The organism is Stackebrandtia albiflava, from assembly GCF_007994225.1.
Lineage (GTDB): Bacteria > Actinomycetota > Actinomycetes > Mycobacteriales > Micromonosporaceae > Stackebrandtia > Stackebrandtia albiflava.
Genome location: NZ_VLLL01000005.1, coordinates 326,684 through 346,793, shown reverse-complemented (window position 1 = coordinate 346,793; position 20,110 = coordinate 326,684). Strand labels below are relative to the sequence as shown.

The 20,110-nt window shown below is 69.7% G+C and carries 20 protein-coding genes, 1 tRNA gene and 1 pseudogene; 13 read left to right on the top strand and 9 right to left on the bottom strand.

Annotated features, from left to right (window positions below; all coding sequences use genetic code 11):
- The first annotated feature begins 55 nt into the window (after positions 1–55).
- The gene (locus LX16_RS26435) at positions 56–547 is read left to right on the top strand and encodes a hypothetical protein (RefSeq protein WP_158645455.1); all 492 of its coding nucleotides are present in this window, start codon (positions 56–58) and stop codon (positions 545–547) included.
- Positions 548–785: 238 nt separating this feature from the next.
- On the opposite strand, the gene LX16_RS02460 is transcribed toward LX16_RS26435, so the two are convergent.
- Positions 786–1,784, bottom strand: a complete 999-nt coding sequence (locus LX16_RS02460) for a YrzE family protein (protein ID WP_147132467.1) — start codon at positions 1,782–1,784, stop codon at positions 786–788.
- A 205-nt stretch (positions 1,785–1,989) separates the two neighbouring features.
- On the opposite strand from LX16_RS02460, the gene rpmB reads away from it, so the two are divergent.
- Positions 1,990–2,184: a 50S ribosomal protein L28 gene (gene rpmB / locus LX16_RS02455; RefSeq protein WP_147132463.1), complete on the top strand. Its 195-nt coding sequence runs from the start codon at positions 1,990–1,992 to the stop codon at positions 2,182–2,184.
- A gap of 89 nt (positions 2,185–2,273) precedes the next feature.
- On the opposite strand, the gene LX16_RS02450 is transcribed toward rpmB, so the two are convergent.
- Entirely contained in the window at positions 2,274–3,230 is a 957-nt protein-coding gene (locus LX16_RS02450) for a thiamine-phosphate kinase (RefSeq protein ID WP_211354239.1), read from the bottom strand.
- 389 nt (positions 3,231–3,619) lie between these two features.
- Between LX16_RS02450 and LX16_RS02445 the strand changes: the two genes are divergently transcribed.
- From LX16_RS02445 to LX16_RS02435, 3 genes are all read left to right on the top strand, one after another.
- Complete coding sequence (locus tag LX16_RS02445) at positions 3,620–3,853, top strand: Lrp/AsnC ligand binding domain-containing protein (RefSeq protein WP_147132457.1); 234 nt, start codon at positions 3,620–3,622, stop codon at positions 3,851–3,853.
- Between the two features lie 168 nt (positions 3,854–4,021).
- Positions 4,022–4,630 carry a DUF3515 family protein gene (locus LX16_RS02440; RefSeq protein ID WP_158645454.1) on the top strand — a complete coding sequence of 203 codons (609 nt, stop codon included), beginning with the start codon at positions 4,022–4,024 and terminating at the stop codon, positions 4,628–4,630.
- 153 nt (positions 4,631–4,783) lie between these two features.
- Positions 4,784–5,503, top strand: a complete 720-nt coding sequence (locus tag LX16_RS02435; RefSeq protein ID WP_147132451.1) for a PadR family transcriptional regulator — start codon at positions 4,784–4,786, stop codon at positions 5,501–5,503.
- A gap of 103 nt (positions 5,504–5,606) precedes the next feature.
- Here the strand turns inward: LX16_RS02435 and LX16_RS02430 are convergent, their stop codons facing one another.
- The 3 genes from LX16_RS02430 to LX16_RS02420 form a co-directional block, all read right to left on the bottom strand.
- Complete coding sequence (locus tag LX16_RS02430; protein WP_147132447.1) at positions 5,607–6,704, bottom strand: D-alanine--D-alanine ligase family protein; 1,098 nt, start codon at positions 6,702–6,704, stop codon at positions 5,607–5,609.
- A 186-nt stretch (positions 6,705–6,890) separates the two neighbouring features.
- Entirely contained in the window at positions 6,891–7,871 is a 981-nt protein-coding gene (locus LX16_RS02425; protein WP_147136880.1) for an NAD(P)H-dependent glycerol-3-phosphate dehydrogenase, read from the bottom strand.
- Between the two features lie 10 nt (positions 7,872–7,881).
- Positions 7,882–8,538 (bottom strand): 1-acyl-sn-glycerol-3-phosphate acyltransferase, encoded by a 657-nt coding sequence (locus LX16_RS02420; RefSeq protein WP_147136885.1) that lies wholly within the window; start codon positions 8,536–8,538, stop codon positions 7,882–7,884.
- Between the two features lie 236 nt (positions 8,539–8,774).
- On the opposite strand from LX16_RS02420, the gene LX16_RS26995 reads away from it, so the two are divergent.
- The 5 genes from LX16_RS26995 to mraY all read left to right on the top strand — a co-directional run bounded on the left by LX16_RS26995 (position 8,775) and on the right by mraY (position 12,399).
- Positions 8,775–8,981, top strand: a complete 207-nt coding sequence (locus LX16_RS26995) for a hypothetical protein (protein WP_211354237.1) — start codon at positions 8,775–8,777, stop codon at positions 8,979–8,981.
- Positions 8,978–9,646 carry a 2-phospho-L-lactate guanylyltransferase gene (cofC, locus tag LX16_RS02415; protein WP_345740709.1) on the top strand — a complete coding sequence of 223 codons (669 nt, stop codon included), beginning with the start codon at positions 8,978–8,980 and terminating at the stop codon, positions 9,644–9,646. The genes LX16_RS26995 and cofC overlap by 4 nt, the downstream gene beginning before the upstream one ends.
- Positions 9,647–9,701: 55 nt before the next feature.
- Complete coding sequence (locus LX16_RS02410) at positions 9,702–9,953, top strand: cold-shock protein (RefSeq protein WP_147132441.1); 252 nt, start codon at positions 9,702–9,704, stop codon at positions 9,951–9,953.
- A gap of 4 nt (positions 9,954–9,957) precedes the next feature.
- On the top strand, positions 9,958–10,845 hold the full coding sequence (locus LX16_RS02405) for an NUDIX hydrolase (protein ID WP_158645453.1): 888 nt from the start codon (positions 9,958–9,960) through the stop codon (positions 10,843–10,845).
- Between the two features lie 477 nt (positions 10,846–11,322).
- Positions 11,323–12,399, top strand: a complete 1,077-nt coding sequence (mraY, locus tag LX16_RS02400) for a phospho-N-acetylmuramoyl-pentapeptide-transferase (protein ID WP_147132436.1) — start codon at positions 11,323–11,325, stop codon at positions 12,397–12,399.
- A 221-nt stretch (positions 12,400–12,620) separates the two neighbouring features.
- Here the strand turns inward: mraY and LX16_RS28080 are convergent.
- The 3 genes and pseudogenes from LX16_RS28080 to leuC all read right to left on the bottom strand — a co-directional run.
- Positions 12,621–13,103 (bottom strand): annotated as a pseudogene (locus LX16_RS28080) (HU family DNA-binding protein); the annotation flags it as partial.
- Between the two features lie 171 nt (positions 13,104–13,274).
- Entirely contained in the window at positions 13,275–13,871 is a 597-nt protein-coding gene (gene leuD, locus LX16_RS02390; protein ID WP_147132433.1) for a 3-isopropylmalate dehydratase small subunit, read from the bottom strand.
- 205 nt (positions 13,872–14,076) lie between these two features.
- Positions 14,077–15,495: a 3-isopropylmalate dehydratase large subunit gene (gene leuC, locus LX16_RS02385; protein ID WP_147132428.1), complete on the bottom strand. Its 1,419-nt coding sequence runs from the start codon at positions 15,493–15,495 to the stop codon at positions 14,077–14,079.
- A 64-nt stretch (positions 15,496–15,559) separates the two neighbouring features.
- Between leuC and LX16_RS02380 the strand changes: the two genes are divergently transcribed.
- The 3 genes from LX16_RS02380 (at position 15,560) to LX16_RS02370 (ending at position 19,811) form a co-directional block, all read left to right on the top strand.
- Positions 15,560–16,246 (top strand): IclR family transcriptional regulator domain-containing protein, encoded by a 687-nt coding sequence (locus LX16_RS02380; RefSeq protein WP_147136877.1) that lies wholly within the window; start codon positions 15,560–15,562, stop codon positions 16,244–16,246.
- Positions 16,247–16,334: 88 nt separating this feature from the next.
- Positions 16,335–16,406 (top strand) — tRNA-Gln (locus tag LX16_RS02375).
- Positions 16,407–16,616: 210 nt separating this feature from the next.
- Positions 16,617–19,811, top strand: coding sequence for a S41 family peptidase (locus LX16_RS02370; protein WP_147132425.1), 3,195 nt, complete (start codon positions 16,617–16,619; stop codon positions 19,809–19,811).
- Between the two features lie 48 nt (positions 19,812–19,859).
- Here the strand turns inward: LX16_RS02370 and LX16_RS02365 are convergent, their stop codons facing one another.
- Positions 19,860–20,084, bottom strand: coding sequence for a hypothetical protein (locus LX16_RS02365; protein WP_147132422.1), 225 nt, complete (start codon positions 20,082–20,084; stop codon positions 19,860–19,862).
- Between the last annotated feature and the right edge of the window lie 26 nt (positions 20,085–20,110).

Below are 20,110 nucleotides of genomic sequence, written 5' to 3'. Positions count from 1 at the left end.
AGTTGTCCAGCAGTGATTGGGTCTGGTCCGTGGGGGGTTCTTCATGTGGATCGGCGTGTCCGTAGTCGGGTGCCGGGTACTGCTCGTGACCGGGCTGCGGCTGTCCGGGACCGTACGGTTGTGGTGGGTAGCCGGGCTGCTGCCCGTACTGCTGCGGGTGACCGGGCTGCTGCCCGTACTGGCCCTGGTCGTATCCCGGCTGCTGCCCGTACTGGGCCTGGTCGTAACCGGGCTGCTGCCCGTACTGCTGCTGGTGGCCCGGCTGCTGGCCGTACTGGGCCTGGTCGTATCCCGGCTGCTGCCCGTACTGCTGCGGGTGGCCCGGCTGCTGGCCGTACTGGGCCTGGTCGTAACCGGGCTGGGCCCCGTATCCCTCCTGCCCCTGCGGGTGGGCGTAGGGCTGTTGCCCGCCGTACTGCGGGTGCGGCGCCTCGCCGGGCGGATCGGCCTGGTACTGCCCGTCCGGCTGCCCTGGCTGCTGACCGTGCGTGGCCCAGCCGTCTTCCGGTTGCTGCGGGGGGTAGGTCATCGATCAACTTTCACATGAGAGCTCACGGCCGTGAAGACGGTCGAGGAGAGAACGTACTCATAGCAGGGTACGGCGTGGGGCGGACGATTCGAGTGCGCCACCGCCGAATGTCACGGTCGCTCCGCCGTCCGGACTCGTCCGGTCGTCCGTCGGACCGCCGCGACCGCGCCGGGTGCCGGCCGACGTGTCTCATCATGTCACGTCGCCCGGTGGTACCGGTTCCTCCACGACGGTGGAACCGGTACCACCACACGGGTCAGGCGAACTGAAGCGATTCGAGGGCCGCCTCGACCTGGTCCACCTGCTCCTGGGGGACCGAGTCGGGAAGGCTGATGGAGAATCCGGCGGCGCGTCCGTCGCCGAGGTCGATGACACCGAGGATGACGGTCTCCCCGGTCTCCTCGGGGAGGCGGTCGTCGTCCCACGACAGGTGGTAGGTGGAGACGACGCCCTGGAAACCGCCGATCTCGATCTCCTCGACGACCGGTTCGGCGTCGCGCGCGAATCCGTCGAGCGGTTCGGTCCAGTCCGGGGGCGCCGAGTAGTTGGTGGCGTCGGTGATGGCGGCCAGTTCGGTGACGGACGACTCCAGTGTGTCCGGTCCGGTGAAGCCGACCTCGTTGACGTTCAGTTCACCGACGATGAAGATGGCCACCCAGCCGTAGTCGGGCTGGTCGATGACGGTCAGCATCTCGCCGGTGGTGCTGCGGAAGCCGGCCAACGCGAACTGCGCGCCGGGATCCGCCCACGGTTCGCCCATCTTGGCGTAGCCGAGTCCGGTGTCGGGGTCCACCAGCAGGTCGGCGGGGTCGGTGCCGGTCTGCGAGTCGTCCTCGGAGGGTTCCGCCGACGGGGTGCCGGTGGGATCGGCGAGCGGCTGAGTCTCGTCGTCGGAGGTGAAGATGAGCACACCGGCCACCACGAGGGCGATCACCACGACACCCGCGAGCGCCCCCCAGAGCCAGCCCTTGGACCCGGAACGGGCGGGTGGCGGCACCGGCGCGCCCGGCCACGGTTGCCCGGGCGCGCCGGAGACCGGCTGACCGAACTGGTCGTACTGCGGCGACGCGTACGGATCGCCGGGGGCGGGTTGCTGCGGGTACTGCTGCGTGTGGAACGGCTGCCCCGACGAGGGGACACCCGACATCGGTGCGCCGGGTGGCGGTTGCCAACCGGTGGCGTCGACGGGAGGCTGTTGATACGGGTCTCCCGCCGGGCCGGTCGGTCCGCCCGGTGGGGGTGGGGGGTACGTCATGGGGTTACTCTCGCAGAGTCGGTGTCGGGTCGGGGCATGCGATTCGAGGGTATGGGCGTCCGCAACGACCGGCAACCGTCGTTCGGATCCATCCCGCCGCCGGTACCAGTTCCAGCAGGTGCGAGGCCATCGGCTAAGCTTGCCCGGTTGTCCGCCGACCGGGCGTGGCGGCGCAAGAGTTCATCAGTTCAGGAGTGCGAGCATCATGTCCCGCAAGTGCGACGTCTGCGGCAAGGGCCCAGGTTTCGGCCACAACGTTCCGTGGTCGAAGAAGAAGACCAACCGTCGGTGGAACCCGAACCTCCAGAGCGTGCGCGCCTCCACCGGTTCCGGTGACAACCTCAAGCGCGTCAAGGTGTGCACCTCCTGCCTGAAGGCCGGAAAGGTCTCCCGCGTCTGAGGACTCGCACCCGGCCCGTCCGGGTGGCGATGTGCGACTTCCGCGCCGCCGAGTGGTTCACCCACCGGCGGCGCTTCGTCGTGCCCGGGTCAGGAACGGCCGTGGTCCCAACCGGGTTGACCGGCGTATCCGAGCCCGTCCACGGTGACCCCGGTGCCGGCCTCCACCCTGCCGATGACCCGCCATTCCGGTCCCAGTTCGGTACCCGGAGGGAACGTCGCGACGAGCGCGTGGTCCTCCCCGCCGGCGAGCGCCCACTGGTAGGGGTCGACGCCCAGGGCGTGCCCGGCGTCGCGCATCTGGTCGGGTATCTCCAGCGCGGCGCGGTCGACGTCCACCGCCACCTGGGAACGCGCGCTGATGTGTCCGAGGTCGGCCAGGAGGCCGTCCGAGACGTCGATCATGGCGGTGGCGCCCAGGACCGCGGCGACCGGCCCGGCGGGGTACGGCACCTGCGGCCTGCGGTGCGCCGACACCAGTGCGCCCGGTGACCGGAAACCGCGCGACAGGATCGTGGTGCCCGCCGCGGCCCAGCCGAGCCGGCCGGCGACGGCGAGGACGTCGCCGGGCCGGGCGTGGTCGCGGGTGACGGGGGCGCGGCCCTGCAACTCCCCCAGCGCGGTGACCGAGATCGTGAGGGTGGGTCCGCTCACCGTGTCACCCCCCACCACGGAGGCGTCGACCTTGGCGGCCTCGGCGGCCAGTCCGTCGGCCAGGTCCTCCGCCCAGCCGAGCGGAAGGTCGTCGGGAACGCACATCCCCACCAGCAGGGCGGTGCCGCGTCCACCCATCGCCGCGATGTCGGCGAGGTTGGCGGCGGCGGCCTTGTGCCCGACGTCGAGCCCGCTCGACCAGTCGCGGCGGAAGTGGCGGCCCTCCACGAGCATGTCGGTACTGGCGACGACCCGGCGGTCGCCGGCGGTGATCACCGCGGCGTCGTCGCCCGGCCCGAGCAGGACTCCGGGGCCCTGCGCGAGCCGGTCGGTCAGTCTGGCGATGAACCCGAATTCGCCCGCCTGGGCCAGGGCGCTCTCTTCACGTTCCACCCGGCTAGTCTCGCCCATGGCCTCCGGATTGCCGCGAGCACACGGCCGACGACGCGGGTTTTGCCGGGTGACGGGTTGCTTCCGGCCCGGGAATGCGATGAACTAGAGATCTGTCTTCGTACCTCGTCCGTCGCCAGTGGTGTTCCGGTCGAGTGTGTTCGCGGGCGGAGGAGTCCTCGCGTACCGGTGTGGCGCGCGGCGGCCTTCGACGCCTCGCGGAGCGTCGAAGGGAAGACGCGCCACGGGACGGTGGGGCGAGGGCGGGCTTCGAGTGCCGGTTCGTGCCGTGGGTGACGTCGTCGTCGCGGGCCGGGCACGCGCAACCGGGTCGGCCGCGTCGGGCCAGTGCGACGGACCGCGACCCGTTCGACAGCAGAGGAGTCGTCGTCGTGGTGCAGGCTTACATTCTCATCCAGACCGAGGTCGGGAAAGCCCGCGATGTGGCCATGGCCATCAAGGAGATCGACGGGGTCGCGAGGGTCGACTCCGTGACCGGGCCGTACGACGTGGTCGTGCTCACGGAGGCGCACACCGTCGACGAACTGGGCAAGATGGTGGTCAGTAAAGTGCAGCAGGTATCGGGTATCACCCGCACGTTGACGTGTTCGGTGGTCCATCTGTAGGACCGCGTCGGATCTCGTCCGTCGGGAGCGGTGCCCGGTCGAGTGCGTCCGTGATGCCGAGGCGTGGCGCGCACCCGGGTGGTGCGCAGCCCGCTTCGCGCCACGCCGCCGGGCGCCGACCGGCGGCGCACGGCAGGTGTGGAGACAGCCTCTAAGGAGCTCGCTGCGGTGGCCGAGAATCGAGACGACGAGTCCACGGCGCGGCCGTCGGGGACCGACCCGGAGCGGCGTCGTGCCGCCAGGATCGCGACCCTGGTCGCGGTGCCGGTGACCGTGTTGGCGGGGATCGGCGCGTTCAGCCTGATCGGGTCGGCGGCGGAGGACGGCGCGGTTCCCGATGCGGGGCCGGTGATGACCGAGCCGGTCGAGTTGACCGTCCCCGACATGACGGAGGACGAGTTCGAGGTGTGCCGGGCGCTGGTGACCGAGGTGCCGGCCGAGGTCTTGGAGCAACCGCAGCGTCCCGTCACCGGTGGTGACGGTGCCGCCGAGGTGGGCGCGGCGTGGGGTGACCCGGCGGTGACCATGGTCTGTGGCGTGGAGCCGGTCGAGGTGGCCGTCGACGCCCAGGTGTACCGGTTGGGCGAGACGTGTTGGTCGGTGGCCGAGTCCAAGGACGCCAGCGTGTGGACCACGGTCGACCGGCGCCAGCCGGTCGAGGTGACCGTGCCCGCCGGGCTGGACAGCCCGGGTCAGGCCGTGCAGGCGTTGTCGAAGGCGGTCGCGGCGAAGGTTCCGGCTGCCGAGGAGGGTGTCCCCACCGGTTGCAGTGGGTGACCCACCCGTTCGCGACGCCGTGACCGGCCCCGGCAGGGCGGGCTGACCGGCGGATTCACGCTGTTTCCGTATTGGCCTTGCCGTCGGCGCGTTAGCGATATATCTTTGACGCATCGATGACAGTCATCGATGCGTCAGAGATAGGAATCAGATATGAACTCCGCTTCGTTCGCGTGGCAGGGACCCCGCCCGATGCCGTTCGACGTCCCCCGGTTCGGCGCGATCCCGCCGTTCCGCATGCACCACTCCGGTGAGGAGCGCCGGGGCCGCCGCCACCGTGGTCACCGTGGCGGCTGGGGCGGCGGCGGCTTCGGTTTCGGAGGTCCGTGGGGCGCGCAGATCCCACCGGTCCCGCCGCTTCCGCCCATGCCGCCCTTCCCGCCCGGCGGGGGCCGCCGGGGCCGCAAGGCCCGGCGCGGCGACGTGCGCGCCGCCATCCTGGCCCTGCTCAACGAGGGCCCCCACAACGGCTACCAGATCATCCAGGAGATCGGAGAACGTAGCCAGGGCGCCTGGCGCCCCAGTCCGGGCGCGGTCTATCCGGCGCTGCAACAGCTCTCCGACGAGGAACTCGTGCAGCCGGTCGGCGAGGGCCGCAAGACGGTGTACGAGCTCACCGAGGCCGGCCGCACCCATGTGGCCGAACACTCGGACGAGGTCAACGCGCCGTGGGAGTCGATGATCCCGAAGGTCGACGACTCGGTGTGGGAGCTCTTCGAGTTGGCGGCCCAGTCGTCGGCCGCGCTCATGCAGGTCGCCCAGTCCGGGGCGCCGGCGCAGGTCGCCCGCGCCAAGAAGGTCCTGAACGACACCCGGCGCGCCCTGTACCAGATCCTCGCCGACGGCGACGACGACCGGGACGACGACGCCTGACCGATCGGCTTGGTTGGTCATACGACGACGGGAAAACGCTTACTCGCCGGTTTCCGGCGCGGAATCCGGTCGTACGGCCAACCAAGCCGCGTACGAGGTTTGGTCAGCGGAGGCCGGGGCCACGGCGGGCGGCCATCCGCACCAACCGCCCGACCAGGGCGGGATAGTCGACGCCCGCCTCCGCCCACGCCTGCGGCACCGCCGACTTGGGGGTCAGTCCCGGCATGGTGTTGATCTCGTTCACCAGCAACTCGCCGTCCTCGCGCAGGAAGAAGTCCACCCGGGCCAGGTCCGAGCAGTCGAGGAGCGTGAACACCCGCACCGCCAGTTCCCGGGCCCGCTCGGCCACCCCCGGGGGCAGCTCGGGCGCGAAGTCGTAGGGCGACTCGCCCGCCAGGTACTTGGCGTCGAAGTCGAACCAGCCCTCGGCGCCGGCCTCCAACACCTCGAACGGCGGAGTCGTCTGCGGCGGGCCACCGTCCTCGTCGGCCAGGACGCCGCATTCGAGTTCACGGACATCGGTCAACGCGGCCTCCACGAGCACCTTCGGGTCGATCCGGCGGGCGGCCTCGACGGCGTCCGGCAGGTCCGCCCAGTCGGTGACCCGGGTGATCCCGAGGCTCGATCCGGCCCTGGCCGGCTTCACGAAGACCGGCAGGCCGAGGCGGTCACGTTCGTCCGCCGTCAGTTCACGGCCCGCCCGCAGTACGACGTAGTCGCCGACCGGGATACCGTCCGCGGCCAGCAGCCGCTTGGTGAACTCCTTGTCCATCGCGACCGCCGACGACAACACACCCGAACCGACGTAGGCCAGGCCCGCCATGTCCAGCAGGCCCTGAAGGGTGCCGTCCTCGCCGTACGCGCCGTGCAGGACAGGAAAGACCACGTCCACCTCCGCCAGCACCGAGGTACCGCCGGCGGTGTCGGTGACCAGGAGGCGGGGCGCCTCCGGGTTCTGGGCGACGGCGACCGAAAGGCCGGAGTCGGCCGTGATCTGGGGAAGCTGGCCGTCACCGATGGCCAGCTTGGCGGCGTCGGGATCCACCGAGACCCACTGCCCCTCCTGGGTGATGCCGACCGGCACGACCTCGAACTCCCCGGCGTCGAGGGCGTTCATCACGCCGTCGCCGCTCGCGCACGACACGGCGTGCTCCACACTGCGTCCGCCCAGGACCACGGCCACTCTGATCTTCTTGGTCATCGCTGCCACCCTAGTGATAGTCGGGTCGTCGTGAGGAGGCGGTGGCCGGGCCCGTCGGCGGCGCGGCCACACCGGCCGCGTTCCGGCCGGTCGTCGTGTCCCGGGACCCGCGAATCGGTGGAGGCGCGCGTCCTCGAATCCGTTTCCCACCGCACCACGGCCGAGGCCCGAAGACAGGCCCTCACTCTATTCCGGCTTGGTCTGCCGCGCCATCAAAACCGCGACGGCCTCGCGAACCGGTACGCCCTCGTGGCAGACCCGCTCCACCTGTTCGGTGATCGGCATCTCCACGTCGTTGGCCCGGGCCAGATCCCGGATGGACCGGCAGCTCTTGACCCCCTCGACGGTCTGCCGGGTGATCGCCTGCGCCTCCGCCATGCTGCGTCCCCGGCCGAGCTGTTCGCCGAAGGTGCGGTTGCGTCCCGCGTTGCAGGTGGCGACCAGGTCCCCCAGGCCCGCCAGGCCCGCGAAGGTGAGCGGGTCGGCGCCCAGCTTGACGCCCAGCCGCTGCGTCTCGGCGAGGCCCCGGGTGATCAGGGTGGCCTTGGTGTTGTCGCCCATGCCCATTCCGGCGGCCATGCCGTACGCCAGCCCGATGACGTTCTTGACCGCACCGCCCAGCTCGCAGCCGATGACGTCGGGGTTGGTGTAGGGACGGAAGTACCGGGTGGTCACCGCCTGCTGGACCCGCCGGGCGCGCTCCTCGTCGGTGCAGGCGACGACGGCCGCGGTCAACTGCTCCTGCGCGATCTCGGGCGCCAGGTTGGGGCCGGTCACCACCGCGACCTGGTCGGCCGGGACGCCGCCGACCTCGCGGATCACCTCGCTCATCCGTTTGGTCGTTCCGAGTTCGATGCCCTTCATGAGGCTGATCAACGTCATGTCGGGGGTCAACAGCGGACGCCAGCCGGCCAGGTTCTCCCGCAACGTCTGACTCGGCACCGACAACGCGACCAGGTCGGCACCGTCCAGCGCCTCCTCGGGGTCGAGGGTCGCGGTGACGGTGTCGGGCAGCCGGAGGCCGGGAAGGTAGTCGGGGTTCTCGTGGGACTCGTTGACGGCGCGCACCACCTCGGCCCTGCGGGCCAGCAACCGCACCGGCGCACCGGCGTCCGCGAGGATCTTGGCGAAGCAGGTGCCCCAGGATCCGGCTCCCAGAACGGCCATGTGTGTCAAGTCAGGAATCCTCTCGAACGGTCGCCTTGGGGTCGTACAGCGGCGGTGGGACCTCACCGCGGATCCGGGCCAGTTGGTCGCGCAGCCGCGTCATGACCGCGTCGGTCACCTCGTTGAGCACCGCGGCGGACGGTTCCATCCCCTGCCACCGCGACAGGTCCACCGGTTCGCCGGCGGTGACGTTGACCGCCGTACGGGGGCGCAACCGGACCCGGCGGGTGACCGGGTTGTAGATGTGGTGCGGTCCCCACACCGTGACGGGTATCACCGGCACCCCGGTCTCCAACGCGAGGCGGGCGATGCCGGTGCGGCCCCGCATGGGCCACAGGTCGGGCTCCCGCGTGGTCGTGCCCTCGGGGTAGAACGTCACCACCTGCCCGTCGCGGACCGCCTCGATCGCCGCGTACAGCGACTTGACGGCGTCCGCCCCGCCCCGGTAGACGGGGATCTGGCCGGTCGCCTTGATCCACGGCCCGAAGACGGGCAGTTTGAACACGCCGTCCTTGGCCAGGAAGTGCGGATTGCGCCCCGAGTTGTAGACGTAGTGCGCGACGGAGAGGGGGTCGGCCTGCGAGATGTGGTTGCACGCCAGGATGGCGCCACCGGTCAACGGGATGTGGCGCATACCGCTCCACTCCCGGCGGTTCATCAGCAGCATGGTCGGCTTGACGACGCACACGGCGGTGCGCAGCCAGAAGCCGGTACGGTCTCCGCCGCGGCGGCGGAACCAGTACTTGGCGTCGGACGGGCCTCGATCGGGGGTCACCTTCACCTCCACAACTGTTCACAGCACCCTACTGGCACCGAATCAGGGTTGTCCCCCATGGCGGCGACCCGCGAATGATGTCATCATGGAGTCATCACTACCGTCACACCGCCGATCAAGGAGTCCCCGTGAACCTCAAGTTGCTGGCCTGGATCGCGTTGCCGATCATCGGCCTGGTCCTGGTCGGGATCGTCGTGTTGAACGTGGTGTCCTGGCTGCTCGGTTGGGTCTTCTACCTGGCGATCGGCGCCGCCGCCGTCGGGCTGGCCCTGTGGGGCTTCAGCAAGCTGCGGAACAAGGTCGGCGGCGGAACGTCGCGCAAGGCGATCCGCTGACCGTCTCCGGTTCCCCCGGCGCCCACCGGACCGACTGGACGGTCCTGATACCCGTCAAGTCGCTGGCGCGCGCCAAGAGCCGGCTCGCGCTGCCCCCGGCGATCCGTTCCGAGGTCGCCCTGGCCTTCGCGCTGGACACCGCGACCGCCGCGGCTGAGGCCGGCGCCGTGCATCTGGTGACCGACGACCCCCGGGTGGCCGGGGCGGGGCGGGACCTCGGCCTGTCGGTGATCCCCGACGGCCCGCTGCCCGGCCTGAACGCCGCGATCCGGTTCGCCGCCGCGCGTTTCCACGGCCCGGTGGCGGTCCTGACCGGTGACCTGCCCGCACTGCGCGGCACCGAACTCGCCGCCGCACTCCACCTGGCCGCGCGACGCCCGGCCGCGTTCGTCGCCGACACCGCCGGAACCGGAACGGTCCTGTTGACCGGTGGTGCGTCGTTGCCGAGGCCCCGGTTCGGAACCGCGTCCGCCGCACGGCATCGCGAGGGCGCGACCGAACTGACCGGCGACTGGCCGGGACTGCGCCGCGACGTCGACGAACTTGCCGACCTCGACGACGCCGCGCGGATCGGCCTGGGCCGGCACACGACCGCGGCCCTGGCGGCGGTCGGCACCCGATCCCTGGCCGGCCGCCACGAGGAGGCGGGACCGGCTTCGGCGTGACCCGGTGCGACGGCCGCACCCCCGCGCGCCGGGCGTTCCACGTTATGCTGCCGGGATGCAGGGGACCGTGGCGACGTTCGATCCGCAGGAGCGCTCCGGCTCGGTGTTCCTCGACAATGGAACCGAGGTCCGGTTCGGCTCCGACGCCTTCGACGCGTCCGGTCTGCGACTGCTGCGGCTCGGGCAGCGGTTGAATTTGTCGGTGGACGACACGGGAACCGTCTCGTCTATCAACATTCCGACAATGCGTCGCGCCGATTCGATCCCCTCGACTATCGCCAATCCCGGGGGCCAACGGCTACCGTGACGGTGTGGACAACCAGCCGAAACAGGTTCATGCCGCCGGTGGGGTGTTGTGGCGTAACGGCGATTCGGGTATCGAGGTCGTCGGGGTCTACCGTCCCAGTCCGGGGAACTGGTCGCTTCCCAAGGGGAAGCTCGCCGCCGGAGAACACCGGCTGCTCGGGGCGTGCCGCGAGGTCGCGGAGGAGACCGGCCTGTCACCGGTCCCGCAGCGTTATCTGACGCGCGCGACCTACCGGTTGTCGCATCCCGACGGGGACATCACCAAGACGGTCGACTTCTGGTCGATGCGTGCCCGCGATCCACGCGCGGGGTTCGTGGTCTGTGACGAGGTGTCCCAACAGCGGTGGTTGTCCCTTCCGGAGGCGGAGCGGCTGTTGACCAGGCCCCGGGACCGCGCCGCGATGGCGGCGTTCTCCGGCACGCCCCCGGTCACCGCGACGATCCTGTTGCTGCGGCACGCGGCGGCCGAGCCGGAGTCGTATCCCGGCGCGGACGCGGCACGACCGTTGACGGCCGCCGGGGTGGCCCGGTCGGCGGAACTGGTGGAGCTGTTGACGTTGTTCGACTCGCCGCGGGTGGTGTCGGCGTCGCCGAGGCGGTGCGTCGCCAGCGTGACCCCGACGGCCACCGCGCTGGGTGTGCCGGTGACGGGTGAATCGGTGTTCGACGCCGAGATGCATCCGCGTCACCCGGAGCGCGCGGCCACCCGGTTGCGTGAACTCGCGCTCGCCGGGGGCGCGGTCGTGTGTAGCCAGGCGCCGGTCATCGCGGACACCTTGGCGATCCTGGCCGACACCGACGACGTGCCGCTGGCGGACGTGCACACGCCGCCGGGCGGCGTGTGGGCACTGTCGTTCGCGGACAAGGAACTGGTCGCGGCCGAACGTCTCTGACCCCCGGAAGGCGGTCGGCGGCTCGGATCCGGCGCATCACCGCCGGGCGGTCGCCGTGTCGCATACCGCGGACGTGGTGCGACCGGGCGACGCGCAGCAGAACAGCAGGATCGAAGACAGCCTCTTCACACACGGTCCCGATGTGGTTCCGGACGTGCGATCACCGGCCGGGTCGGCGGCGCGGCGAGTTCGGCGCCGTCTACGGTGGTCAGCCGACCCGTACAAATACGCCGTCCCGTCACCTCAACAGGTCGCGTGGGCGGCCTCGTCCCCGATTCGTTCCCGGCTCGTGAAGCCAGGCGGAACCGCCCGAGATCCGGCAGGCGTCCGGTGACACCGGCGCGGGCGCTTCGCCGAAGGGGAACGACGAGGGCGCGGCCGCGCCCGTCCGAACGGTGCGCCGGCGCCGCCGGTGTTCCGTCCGCCGCGTCGCCGTCTCGCCGTGTGGTGGCGTGGGTGCCTGTCTAGGAGCCCCATATGCCTTCGGTATACGTAGGCGCGTTCGCCGCCTTCGTCATCGCCATCTTCATCTCACCGTTGGCCATCCGAGTGTTGCGGAAGGCCAGTCAACCGATTCGCAACGAACTCGGGTTGGCGAGCAACCAGGGCAAGCAGCGCACACCCACCATGGGCGGGCTGATCTTCATCCTGGCGACCCTGCTGGCGTACGGGTTGGTCCATCTGATGATGTACCTGCTGGGCGGTACCGAGCACCGTCCGAGTCTCACCGGCCTGATCCTGTTGGGCCTGTTGGTCGGCGGTGGCGTGATCGGCCTCCTGGACGACCTGTTGAAGGTGTGGAAGAAGACGCCGGGCGGTCTCGCCGGGCGGTACAAGATCCTCGGTCAGCTCGTGGTGGGCGTGGGGCTGGGAACGCTCGCGCTGTATCTGCCCAACGAGGCCGGTGACACGGTGGGCAGCGAGTACCTGTCGATCGCCAGGGATCTCCCGTGGGCGCACATCGGCAAGATCGGTGCGGTGGCGCTGTTCGTGTTGATGGTGGCGGCGACGTCCAACGCGGTGAACCTGACCGACGGCCTCGACGGCCTCGCCGGGGGCGCGGCGGCGGCGGTGACCAGTGGGTATCTGCTGATCGCGTTCTGGCAGTACCGGCACTGGTGTGCCGACGCCGACACGCCCGGCTGCTACGCGGTGCACGACCCGCTGGAGATCGCCTTGGTCGCCGGGGCGATCACGGGAGCCCTCATCGGATTCCTGTGGTGGAACACCTCGCCCGCGCAGATCATCATGGGCGACGTCGGCGCACTCGGGTTGGGGACGCTGATCGCCGGCATGGCGATGGCGACGCACACCGTGCTGCTGTTGCCGATCATGTGTGGGCTGTTCGTGGTGGTCACGATGTCCCGCATCATCCAGTACATCTCGTTCAAGACGACCGGTGTGCGGGTGTTCCGGATGACGCCGCTGCATCACCATTTCGAAATGGCCGGCTGGAGTGAGGTCACCATCGTGACCCGGTTCTGGGTGCTGGCGGTCATCGCCGTGGGGCTGGGCGTGGCTTTGTTCTTCACCGTCGGCGGCGAATTCGGCTGACCGGATTACGTACGAATTCATTCCGGCCACTGCGGTGATATCGACTCCCTCGGATATCCGAATACCGGATAGGTAATGCGGGTCCCACGCGCGACACGGAAACAAAACATGAAACCGCTAAGGCGGGCGCTCTCACATTTGAGAGCGCCCGCCTTATTTCACCACTTCGCTGTCGCCGCAAGAGGGCTGGACCGGGTAACCGTTATGGACTAACGCTTACGGGTGGTCTTCTTGGCCGTCTTCTTCGCAGCGGTCTTCTTCGTCGCACCGACCCGCTTGGTGACCGCCTTGGAGGCGGACTTCGAGGCGGTCCGAACGGCCTTCTGAGTGGTCGCCGCCTTGCGAGTGGTCGCCTTCTTCGCAGGAGCGGTCTTCTTGGCCGTGGTCTTCTTCGCGGTGCTCTTCTTCGCCGTCTTCTTCGGCAGCTTCTTCTCTCCGGTGACCAGTTCCTTGAAGCCCTGGCCAGGGCGGAACGCGGGAACCACTGTCTTCTTCACCCGCACGGCCTCACCGGTGCGCGGATTGCGCGCCATGCGTGCCGCACGCTGGCGCTTCTCGAAGACACCGAATCCGGCGAAGGAGACCTTTTCCCCTTTGGAGACCGCCCGCTGGATTTCCTCCAGCATCGCGTCGAGCGCCTTCAGAGCAGTCTTCCGGTCACCCAGATGCTCCACGAGCGCATCGATGAACTCGGCCTTATTCACGAGACTTTCCCTCCCGACAACACATCTAATGGTTCTGATGAACCGTAAACCGCACGTTATGCCGATTTGAACGCGCGCGCAACCATATCAGAGAGAAAGAGTCGTTGTGTCGCAAAGTTTTTTTGCCGGCCACGCTTGAGGATCACTGTCAGGGCAACAAACCCGTGCCGCTTAGCGCCCCTGAAGGGTCCTCGGGAGCCACTGCGGACGCTCCGTTTCGAATGCCGTGATTTGCGACTCATCGCGCAAGGTCAGATCGATGTCGTCCAGGCCCTCCATGAGGCGCCAACGACTGTGATCGTCCAGTGCGAACCCCCAGTCCCGTTCACCCGCACTCACTCGGCGTCGTACCAGGTCCACGGTGATTTCGAGGGTGGGATCGGCGTCCAGCGCGTCCCACAACCACTCGACGTCGGCCTGATCCAGTTCGACCGGCAGCAGCCCGCCCTTGAGCGCGTTGCCACGGAAGATGTCGCCGAATCGCGGCGCGATCACGGCACGGAATCCGTAATCCTGCAATGCCCACACAGCGTGTTCCCGCGACGACCCGGTGCCGAATTCGGTTCCGGCCACCAGAATGGTGGAATCCGCATGTGCATTCCGATTGAGAACGAAATCCGGGTCGTCACGCCAGGCGGCGAACAGGCCGTCGGCGAAGCCGGTACGCGTCACCCGCTTGAGGTACACGGCGGGGATGATCTGGTCGGTATCCACGTTGGAACGACGCAGCGGCGCGGCGCGTCCGGTGTGAACGGTGAAGGTCTCCATGTCGGTCTGCTCCTGGATCGGTGGTGAACTGTCGGGACGGATCGCACGCCACGGCTTTCGGTGGCAGATCCGGTGTGCGGCGCGTGAACCCCTCCCCCGCGCCGGCCCGTGCCGCCGTCGGGGCGTGCCGAGCACGAGGCGCGGATCCGCCGCGCCCGGCGGGGATCCGGTCTCCGGCATCCGGGTGGGCGGCCGGAGGCGGAGGTCAGGCCGCGGCCGCGAGGTCGGCGGGTGCGGCGAGCCGCCCCACCACCGCCGTCGCGGCGGCCACCTGCGGTGACACCAGATGGGTGCGACCGCCCCGGCCCTGCCTTCCCTCGAAGTTGCGATTGGACGTCGAGGCCGCGCGGGCGCCCGGCGACAGCTGGTCCGGGTTCATTCCCAGGCACATCGAGCAGCCCGCGAACCGCCATTCCGCGCCCGCCTGTGTGAACACCTCGTGCAGGCCCTCGGATTCGGCTTCCGCGCGCACCCGGGCGGACCCGGGAACCACGAGCATCCGCACGCCCGGCGACACCCGGCGGCCGCGCATGACCTCCGCCGCGGCACGCAGGTCCTCGATGCGCCCGTTGGTGCAGGAACCCAGGAAGACGACGTCCACGGAGACGTCCCGCATGGGCGTACCGGGACTCAGCGCCATGTACTCCAGGGCGCGTTCGGCCGCCGACCGCGCCGCCGGATCGGTGAAGCCCGCCGGATCGGGGACGGCCGACGACAACGGCACGCCCTGGCCGGGGTTGGTGCCCCAGGTGACGAAGGGCGCGAGCGTCGAGGCGTCGATGCGGATCTCGGCGTCGAACTCGGCTCCCGGATCGGTGGCCAGGCTCCGCCAGTACGCCACCGCCTCGTCCCACTCGGCGCCCTCGGGTGCGTGCGGGCGGCCCTTGAGATACGCGAAGGTCGTGTCGTCGGGTGCGATCATCCCGGCCTTGGCGCCCCATTCGATCGACATGTTGCACACCGTCATTCGCGCCTCCATCGACAGTGCCCGGATCGCGGATCCCCGGTACTCCACGATGTGGCCGCGTCCACCTCCGGTGCCGGCCTCCGCGATGACGGCCAGGATCAGGTCCTTGGCCGACACGCCCTCCGGCAGCACACCGTCCACGGTCACGGCCATCGTCTTCGGTCGCTGTTGCGGCAGGGTCTGTGTGGCGAGGACGTGTTCCACCTCGCTGGTGCCGATGCCGAAGGCCAGGGCCCCGAACGCGCCGTGGGTGCTGGTGTGGGAGTCACCGCACACCACCGTCATCCCGGGCTGTGTCAGGCCCAGTTGCGGACCGACCACGTGCACGACGCCCTGCTCGGCGTCTCCCAACGGGTGCAGTCTGACCCCGAACTCCTCGCAGTTGCGGCGCAGGGCCTCGATCTGGGTGCGCGACACCGGATCGGAGATGGTGAGCAGGTTGTCGGTGGGGGTGTTGTGGTCCTCCGTGGCGATCGTCAGGTCGGGGCGCCGTACCTTGCGGCCGGCGTTGCGCAACCCGTCGAACGCCTGCGGGCTGGTGACCTCGTGGACGAGGTGGAGGTCGATGTAGAGCAGATCCGGTTCGCCGTCACGCATACGCACGGTGTGGCTGCGCCACACCTTCTCCGCCATGGTCGCCGGTGTCGTCGTGGGCATCACTGCTCACCCTTCCTAGACTTCCCGAATTGTGGGAGGTACATTTCAGTTCATGGGAAACAGTATCAGCGGTGTCGGCGTGCTCGACAAGGCCATGTTGATCCTCACCGCCTGCATGGAGGGCGCGAGCCTCGCGGAACTGGTGGAACGTTCCGGCCTCCCGCGCGCGACGGCGCACCGGCTCGCTCAGGCCCTTGAGACACACCGGCTCCTGATCCGCGACCACGAGAACCGCTGGCGGCCGGGTCCCCGGCTGGCGGAACTGGCGGACGCCGCGCCCGACGTGCTGCTCGCCGCCGCCGAACCCGTGCTGCGGTTGCTACGCGACCAGACGGGCGAAAGCGCCCAGCTCTACCGGCGCCGCGCGGACGAACGCATCTGCGTCGCCGCCGCCGAACGCAACAGCGGCCTACGGGACACCGTGCCGGTCGGGTCGGTGCTGCCCATGTCGGCGGGCTCGGGCGCACAGGTGTTGTTGGCGTGGGAACCGCCGGAGGCGGTGCTGCCGTTGCTGCCGCGGTGCCGTTTCACCGCGCAGGCGCTCACCGAGGTGCGCAGGCGCGGTTACGCGCAGAGTGTCGCCGAACGCGAGGCCGGCGTGGCGTCCGTCTCGGCACCGGTGCGGGATCGCACCGGCAGGGTGGTGGCGGCCATCTCGGTGTCCGGTCCGATAGAACGACTCGGGCGGCGACCGGGCGACCGGCTGGCGATGGCCGTGATCCGCGCCGGCCAGCGGCTTTCCGGCCGCTGACCCCGGCGCCCGGACCGCCACCCCATACCCCTTTGCCGACCTCCTCGGGGATCCGGTAGAGTTCACACCCGGCGCACCGCGCTTCCCATGGGGTATGGGGTAATTGGCAGCCCGACTGGTTCTGGCCCAGTTAGTCTAGGTTCGAGTCCTGGTACCCCAGCATCACCGCCCCGGTCGTTTCGGCCGGGGCGTCATCATTTCCCGTTCGGGCACTCGCGTGTGAACGTGCTCACAGGTCTCACGGTCTTCCGATCCCCTCAACTGCGCGTACCCGGTCCGTCCCTCCACTCCGGCCGCCGGAGCGAGTGATCCACGCCGCAGTCGGTGTTAATGTGAAATACCCGTTTCACACTCGCTTGGAGACTTCCACATGACCGACGGGTACCCGAGATTCCCGACCATCCACCACGACACCGTCGTCTTCGTCGCGGAGGACGACCTGTGGCAGGTGTCCGCCGACGGCGGCACGGCCCACCGCATCACCAACGGGCTCGCCGCAGTGGCGCATCCCGCCGTATCCCCGGACGGGCGCCGGATCGCGTACGTGGCGGAGGAGGACGGCGCACCCGACCTCTTCGTCCGCGAACTCGCCGGAGGTCCCGCGGTCAGGATCACCCACCAGGCGGCCGCGATCGGTTGGGTGGACTGGGAATCCGACGACGCACTGCGATACGCCTCCAACGCCGAGGCGCCCCACGGCCGCGACCTCAGCCTGTGGCGTGTGACGCCGGAAGGCGGACTGCCGGAACGCCTACCGCTCGGCCGGGCACTCTCCTGGCAGACCGACCCGTCGGGACTGTCGGTCATCTCCCGTGGCCACCCCACCCGTAGCGCCGCCTACCAGAAGCGCTACCGCGGCGGCACCGCCGGACAGCTCTGGATCGACGCCGAGGGCAACGGCGAATACCGCCTGATGACCTCCCCCCACGGCTTCGTGGAGAACCCGCAGATCATCGACGGCAGGGTGTACTTCCTGTCCGACCACGAGGGTGTGGGGAACGTCTACTCGTACCTTCCCGACGGCACCGACCTGCGGCGGCACACCGACCACACCGACCACTACGCGCGCGGACTCGGTGGAGACGGCACCCGGCTCGTGTACCACTGCGGCGGTACGCTCCACGTCCTCGACCCCGCCGCCGAGGGGTCCCGCGCCCTCGACATCAGTATCCCGTCGAGCCACACGCAGCGCGCACGCCGGTACGTGGACGCCGCGGAGTACCTGCACACCGCCACCCTCACACCCGACGGTTCGCAGGTGACGATCGAGACCCGCGCGAAGCTGTTCACGTTCCCGCCGTTCGACGGCGCGGTGTGGCAGCACGGCGATCCCGACGCACGTGCCTACCGGCTCCCCACCTGGCTGGCCGGCGGGCGACGGCTCGTCGCGGCGGCATCCGACGAGGAACGGTCGGAGGTGCTGGTGGAACTGTCCCACGACGGTTCGGCGCCGCCCCGCGTGATCGAGGTGATGGGCGACAGGCGGCCGGTGTCCCTGACGCCGTCCCCGACCGAGGCCGCGCTCGCCGTCGTCGACCACTCCGGGGCACTGCTGCTGTTGGACCTGTCCGGCGACGACCCGGTTCTGTCCGAACTGGACTCCAGCCGGTTCGGCGACATCGCCGACGTGACCTTCTCCCCCGACGGGAGGTGGCTCGCCTACACCCGGCCGATCGACCGCAACGACTCGGGCGTCTCCGAGGAGAACAACGAACTCGTCGTACTGGAACTCGTCACCGGTGAGATCACCCTTGCCGCCGAACGGGTTCGCGTCGACGAGAAGCCGTCCTTCGATCCGGGCGGGCGATACCTCTATTTCATAGGCCACCGCGAATTCGAGGTCGGTTACCAACACATCGACTTCGGCATGACCCTGATGTGGGGTTCCCGTCCCTACGCGGTCGCGCTCCGCGCCGACGTTCCCGCACCGTTCCTCGGGGAACCGGCCGACGACACGTCCCCGGAGGACTTCCGGATCGACACCCGCGACCTGGCCCACCGGGTCGTCCCCTTCGACCTGCCGCCCGGCAGGTACACCCGGGTGCTGGGCATCGCGGGCAAGGCCCTCGTACTGTCCCACCCGGACAAACCGCTCGGCTCCGACGCCATCTTCTCGCGCGGCACCAAGGGGGACGGGACCCTCCAGAGCGTCGACCTGGTCACCGGCGAGACCGAACGGCTCGCCGACGACGTCGGCGACATGTGGCTGTCCTCCGACACGTCCACGCTGCTCTGCCGCTCCGGAGACCGGCTCCGGGTGCTCAAGGCCGGCGACAAGGCCGAAGGCGACGAACCGGGCCGCAAGTCGGGTCTGGTGGACCTCGACCGTGTGAGGGTGTCGGTACGACCGGACCTCGAATGGCCGCAGCTCTTCGCGGAGGCGTGGCGGCTGGAACGGGAACACTTCTGGCTCGACGACTTCGGCGGCAACGACTGGGACGACGTCTACCGGCGATACGCGCCGTTGGCGACGCGGGTCCGCAGCCGCGCGGAGTTCTCGGACCTGTTGTGGGAGATGCAGGGCGAACTGGGCAACTCCCACGCCTACGAGATGTTCGGGGACCACCGCAGGGGACCCGCGTACCGGCAGGGATTCCTCGGCGTCGACTACGCCGTGGACCCGCAGACCGGCGGGTACCGGTTCGCGCGGATCCTCGCCGGCGACCGCTGGGCGCCGCAACGCACCTCGCCGTTGAACCGTCCCGGCGTCGACGTGCGGGAGGGCGACACCCTGCTGGCCGTCGACGGCCTGCCGGTGGGTCCGCAGGCGTCGCCGGGTGAACGACTGGCCGACCTGGGCGGCAGGGAGGTCTGGCTCACCGTCCAGACCGGTTCCGACTCGCCGCGCCGCGTGAAGGTCAAGGCGCTCACCGACGAGAGGGCGTTGCGGTACCGGGAATGGGTGGAGGCCAACCGGCGGCTGGTGCACGAGGCGAGCGGCGGGCTGCTCGGCTACATCCACATCCCCGACATGATGACCGGGGGATGGTCGGAGTTCATCCGCAACATCCTGACGGAGGAGGCCAGGCCGGGACTGGTCGTGGACCTGCGATACAACGGCGGCGGCCACATCTCCTCGCAGGTGCTGGACCGGTTGGCCCGCCCGCGTTCCGGGTTCATGGTCGGCCGCCACTCCGAACCGTTCCGGTACCCGGAGGGATCACAGTCGTCGGCGATGGTCGCGTTGATCAACGAGAGCGCCGGATCCGACGGCGACCTGGGAAGCCATCACTTCCGGTCGCGGGGGCTGGGCCCGCTCATCGGCACCCGCACCTGGGGCGGAACGGTCGGCATCAACCCGCGCCACTTCCTCGCGGACAACACCCTCGTGACCCAGCCGGAGGTCGCGATGCACCTCGACGACGTCGGGTACGGGTTGGAGAACCACGGTGTGGACCCCGACATCGAGGTGTACTTCGCCCCGCAGGACCACGCCGCCGGGGTGGATCCGCAGTTGCGGCGCGGCATCGAGGAGGCGCTGGCACTCGTGGAACGTCACGGTGACCAGCGGCCTCGGCTGAGCGCCCGGCCGAACCTGAAGCCCGGCACACTGCCACCCCGCTGACACGGCGACGGCCGCCACCGGTTCTCCGGTGGCGGCCGTCGGTCTCGGTCAGCAGAACGCGCTGGTCCGGTAGCACGCCGAATACCGCAGTTTGCAGTCGCAGGTGACACAGACCTCGCGCATGTACTGGTATCCACCACTGCATCCGCAGCCGTCGGTGGTCCAGTTGCACTTGCCGAACAGGTCGCAGCAGGCGCCCGCTGTCGCGGCGGGCACCAGCCGGTTGAGGATGCGGTCTCCGACGGCATGGGACAGTCGTGTGATCGTACGCATGTGTCTCTCGTTCCGTGTAAACGATT

Excerpts from the sequence above, each read along its gene's own strand:
- LX16_RS02460 (WP_147132467.1), bottom strand. The coding sequence starts at position 1,784 with ATGACGTACCCCCCACCCCCACCGGGCGGACCGACCGGCCCGGCGGGA.
- rpmB (WP_147132463.1), top strand. The coding sequence starts at position 1,990 with ATGTCCCGCAAGTGCGACGTCTGCGGCAAGGGCCCAGGTTTCGGCCAC.
- LX16_RS02435 (WP_147132451.1), top strand. The coding sequence starts at position 4,784 with ATGAACTCCGCTTCGTTCGCGTGGCAGGGACCCCGCCCGATGCCGTTC.
- LX16_RS02430 (WP_147132447.1), bottom strand. The coding sequence starts at position 6,704 with ATGACCAAGAAGATCAGAGTGGCCGTGGTCCTGGGCGGACGCAGTGTG.
- LX16_RS02425 (WP_147136880.1), bottom strand. The coding sequence starts at position 7,871 with ATGGCCGTTCTGGGAGCCGGATCCTGGGGCACCTGCTTCGCCAAGATC.
- LX16_RS02420 (WP_147136885.1), bottom strand. The coding sequence starts at position 8,538 with ATGCTGCTGATGAACCGCCGGGAGTGGAGCGGTATGCGCCACATCCCG.
- LX16_RS02410 (WP_147132441.1), top strand. The coding sequence starts at position 9,702 with ATGCAGGGGACCGTGGCGACGTTCGATCCGCAGGAGCGCTCCGGCTCG.
- mraY (WP_147132436.1), top strand. The coding sequence starts at position 11,323 with ATGCCTTCGGTATACGTAGGCGCGTTCGCCGCCTTCGTCATCGCCATC.
- leuD (WP_147132433.1), bottom strand. The coding sequence starts at position 13,871 with ATGGAGACCTTCACCGTTCACACCGGACGCGCCGCGCCGCTGCGTCGT.
- leuC (WP_147132428.1), bottom strand. The coding sequence starts at position 15,495 with ATGCCCACGACGACACCGGCGACCATGGCGGAGAAGGTGTGGCGCAGC.
- LX16_RS02370 (WP_147132425.1), top strand. The coding sequence starts at position 16,617 with ATGACCGACGGGTACCCGAGATTCCCGACCATCCACCACGACACCGTC.
- LX16_RS02365 (WP_147132422.1), bottom strand. The coding sequence starts at position 20,084 with ATGCGTACGATCACACGACTGTCCCATGCCGTCGGAGACCGCATCCTC.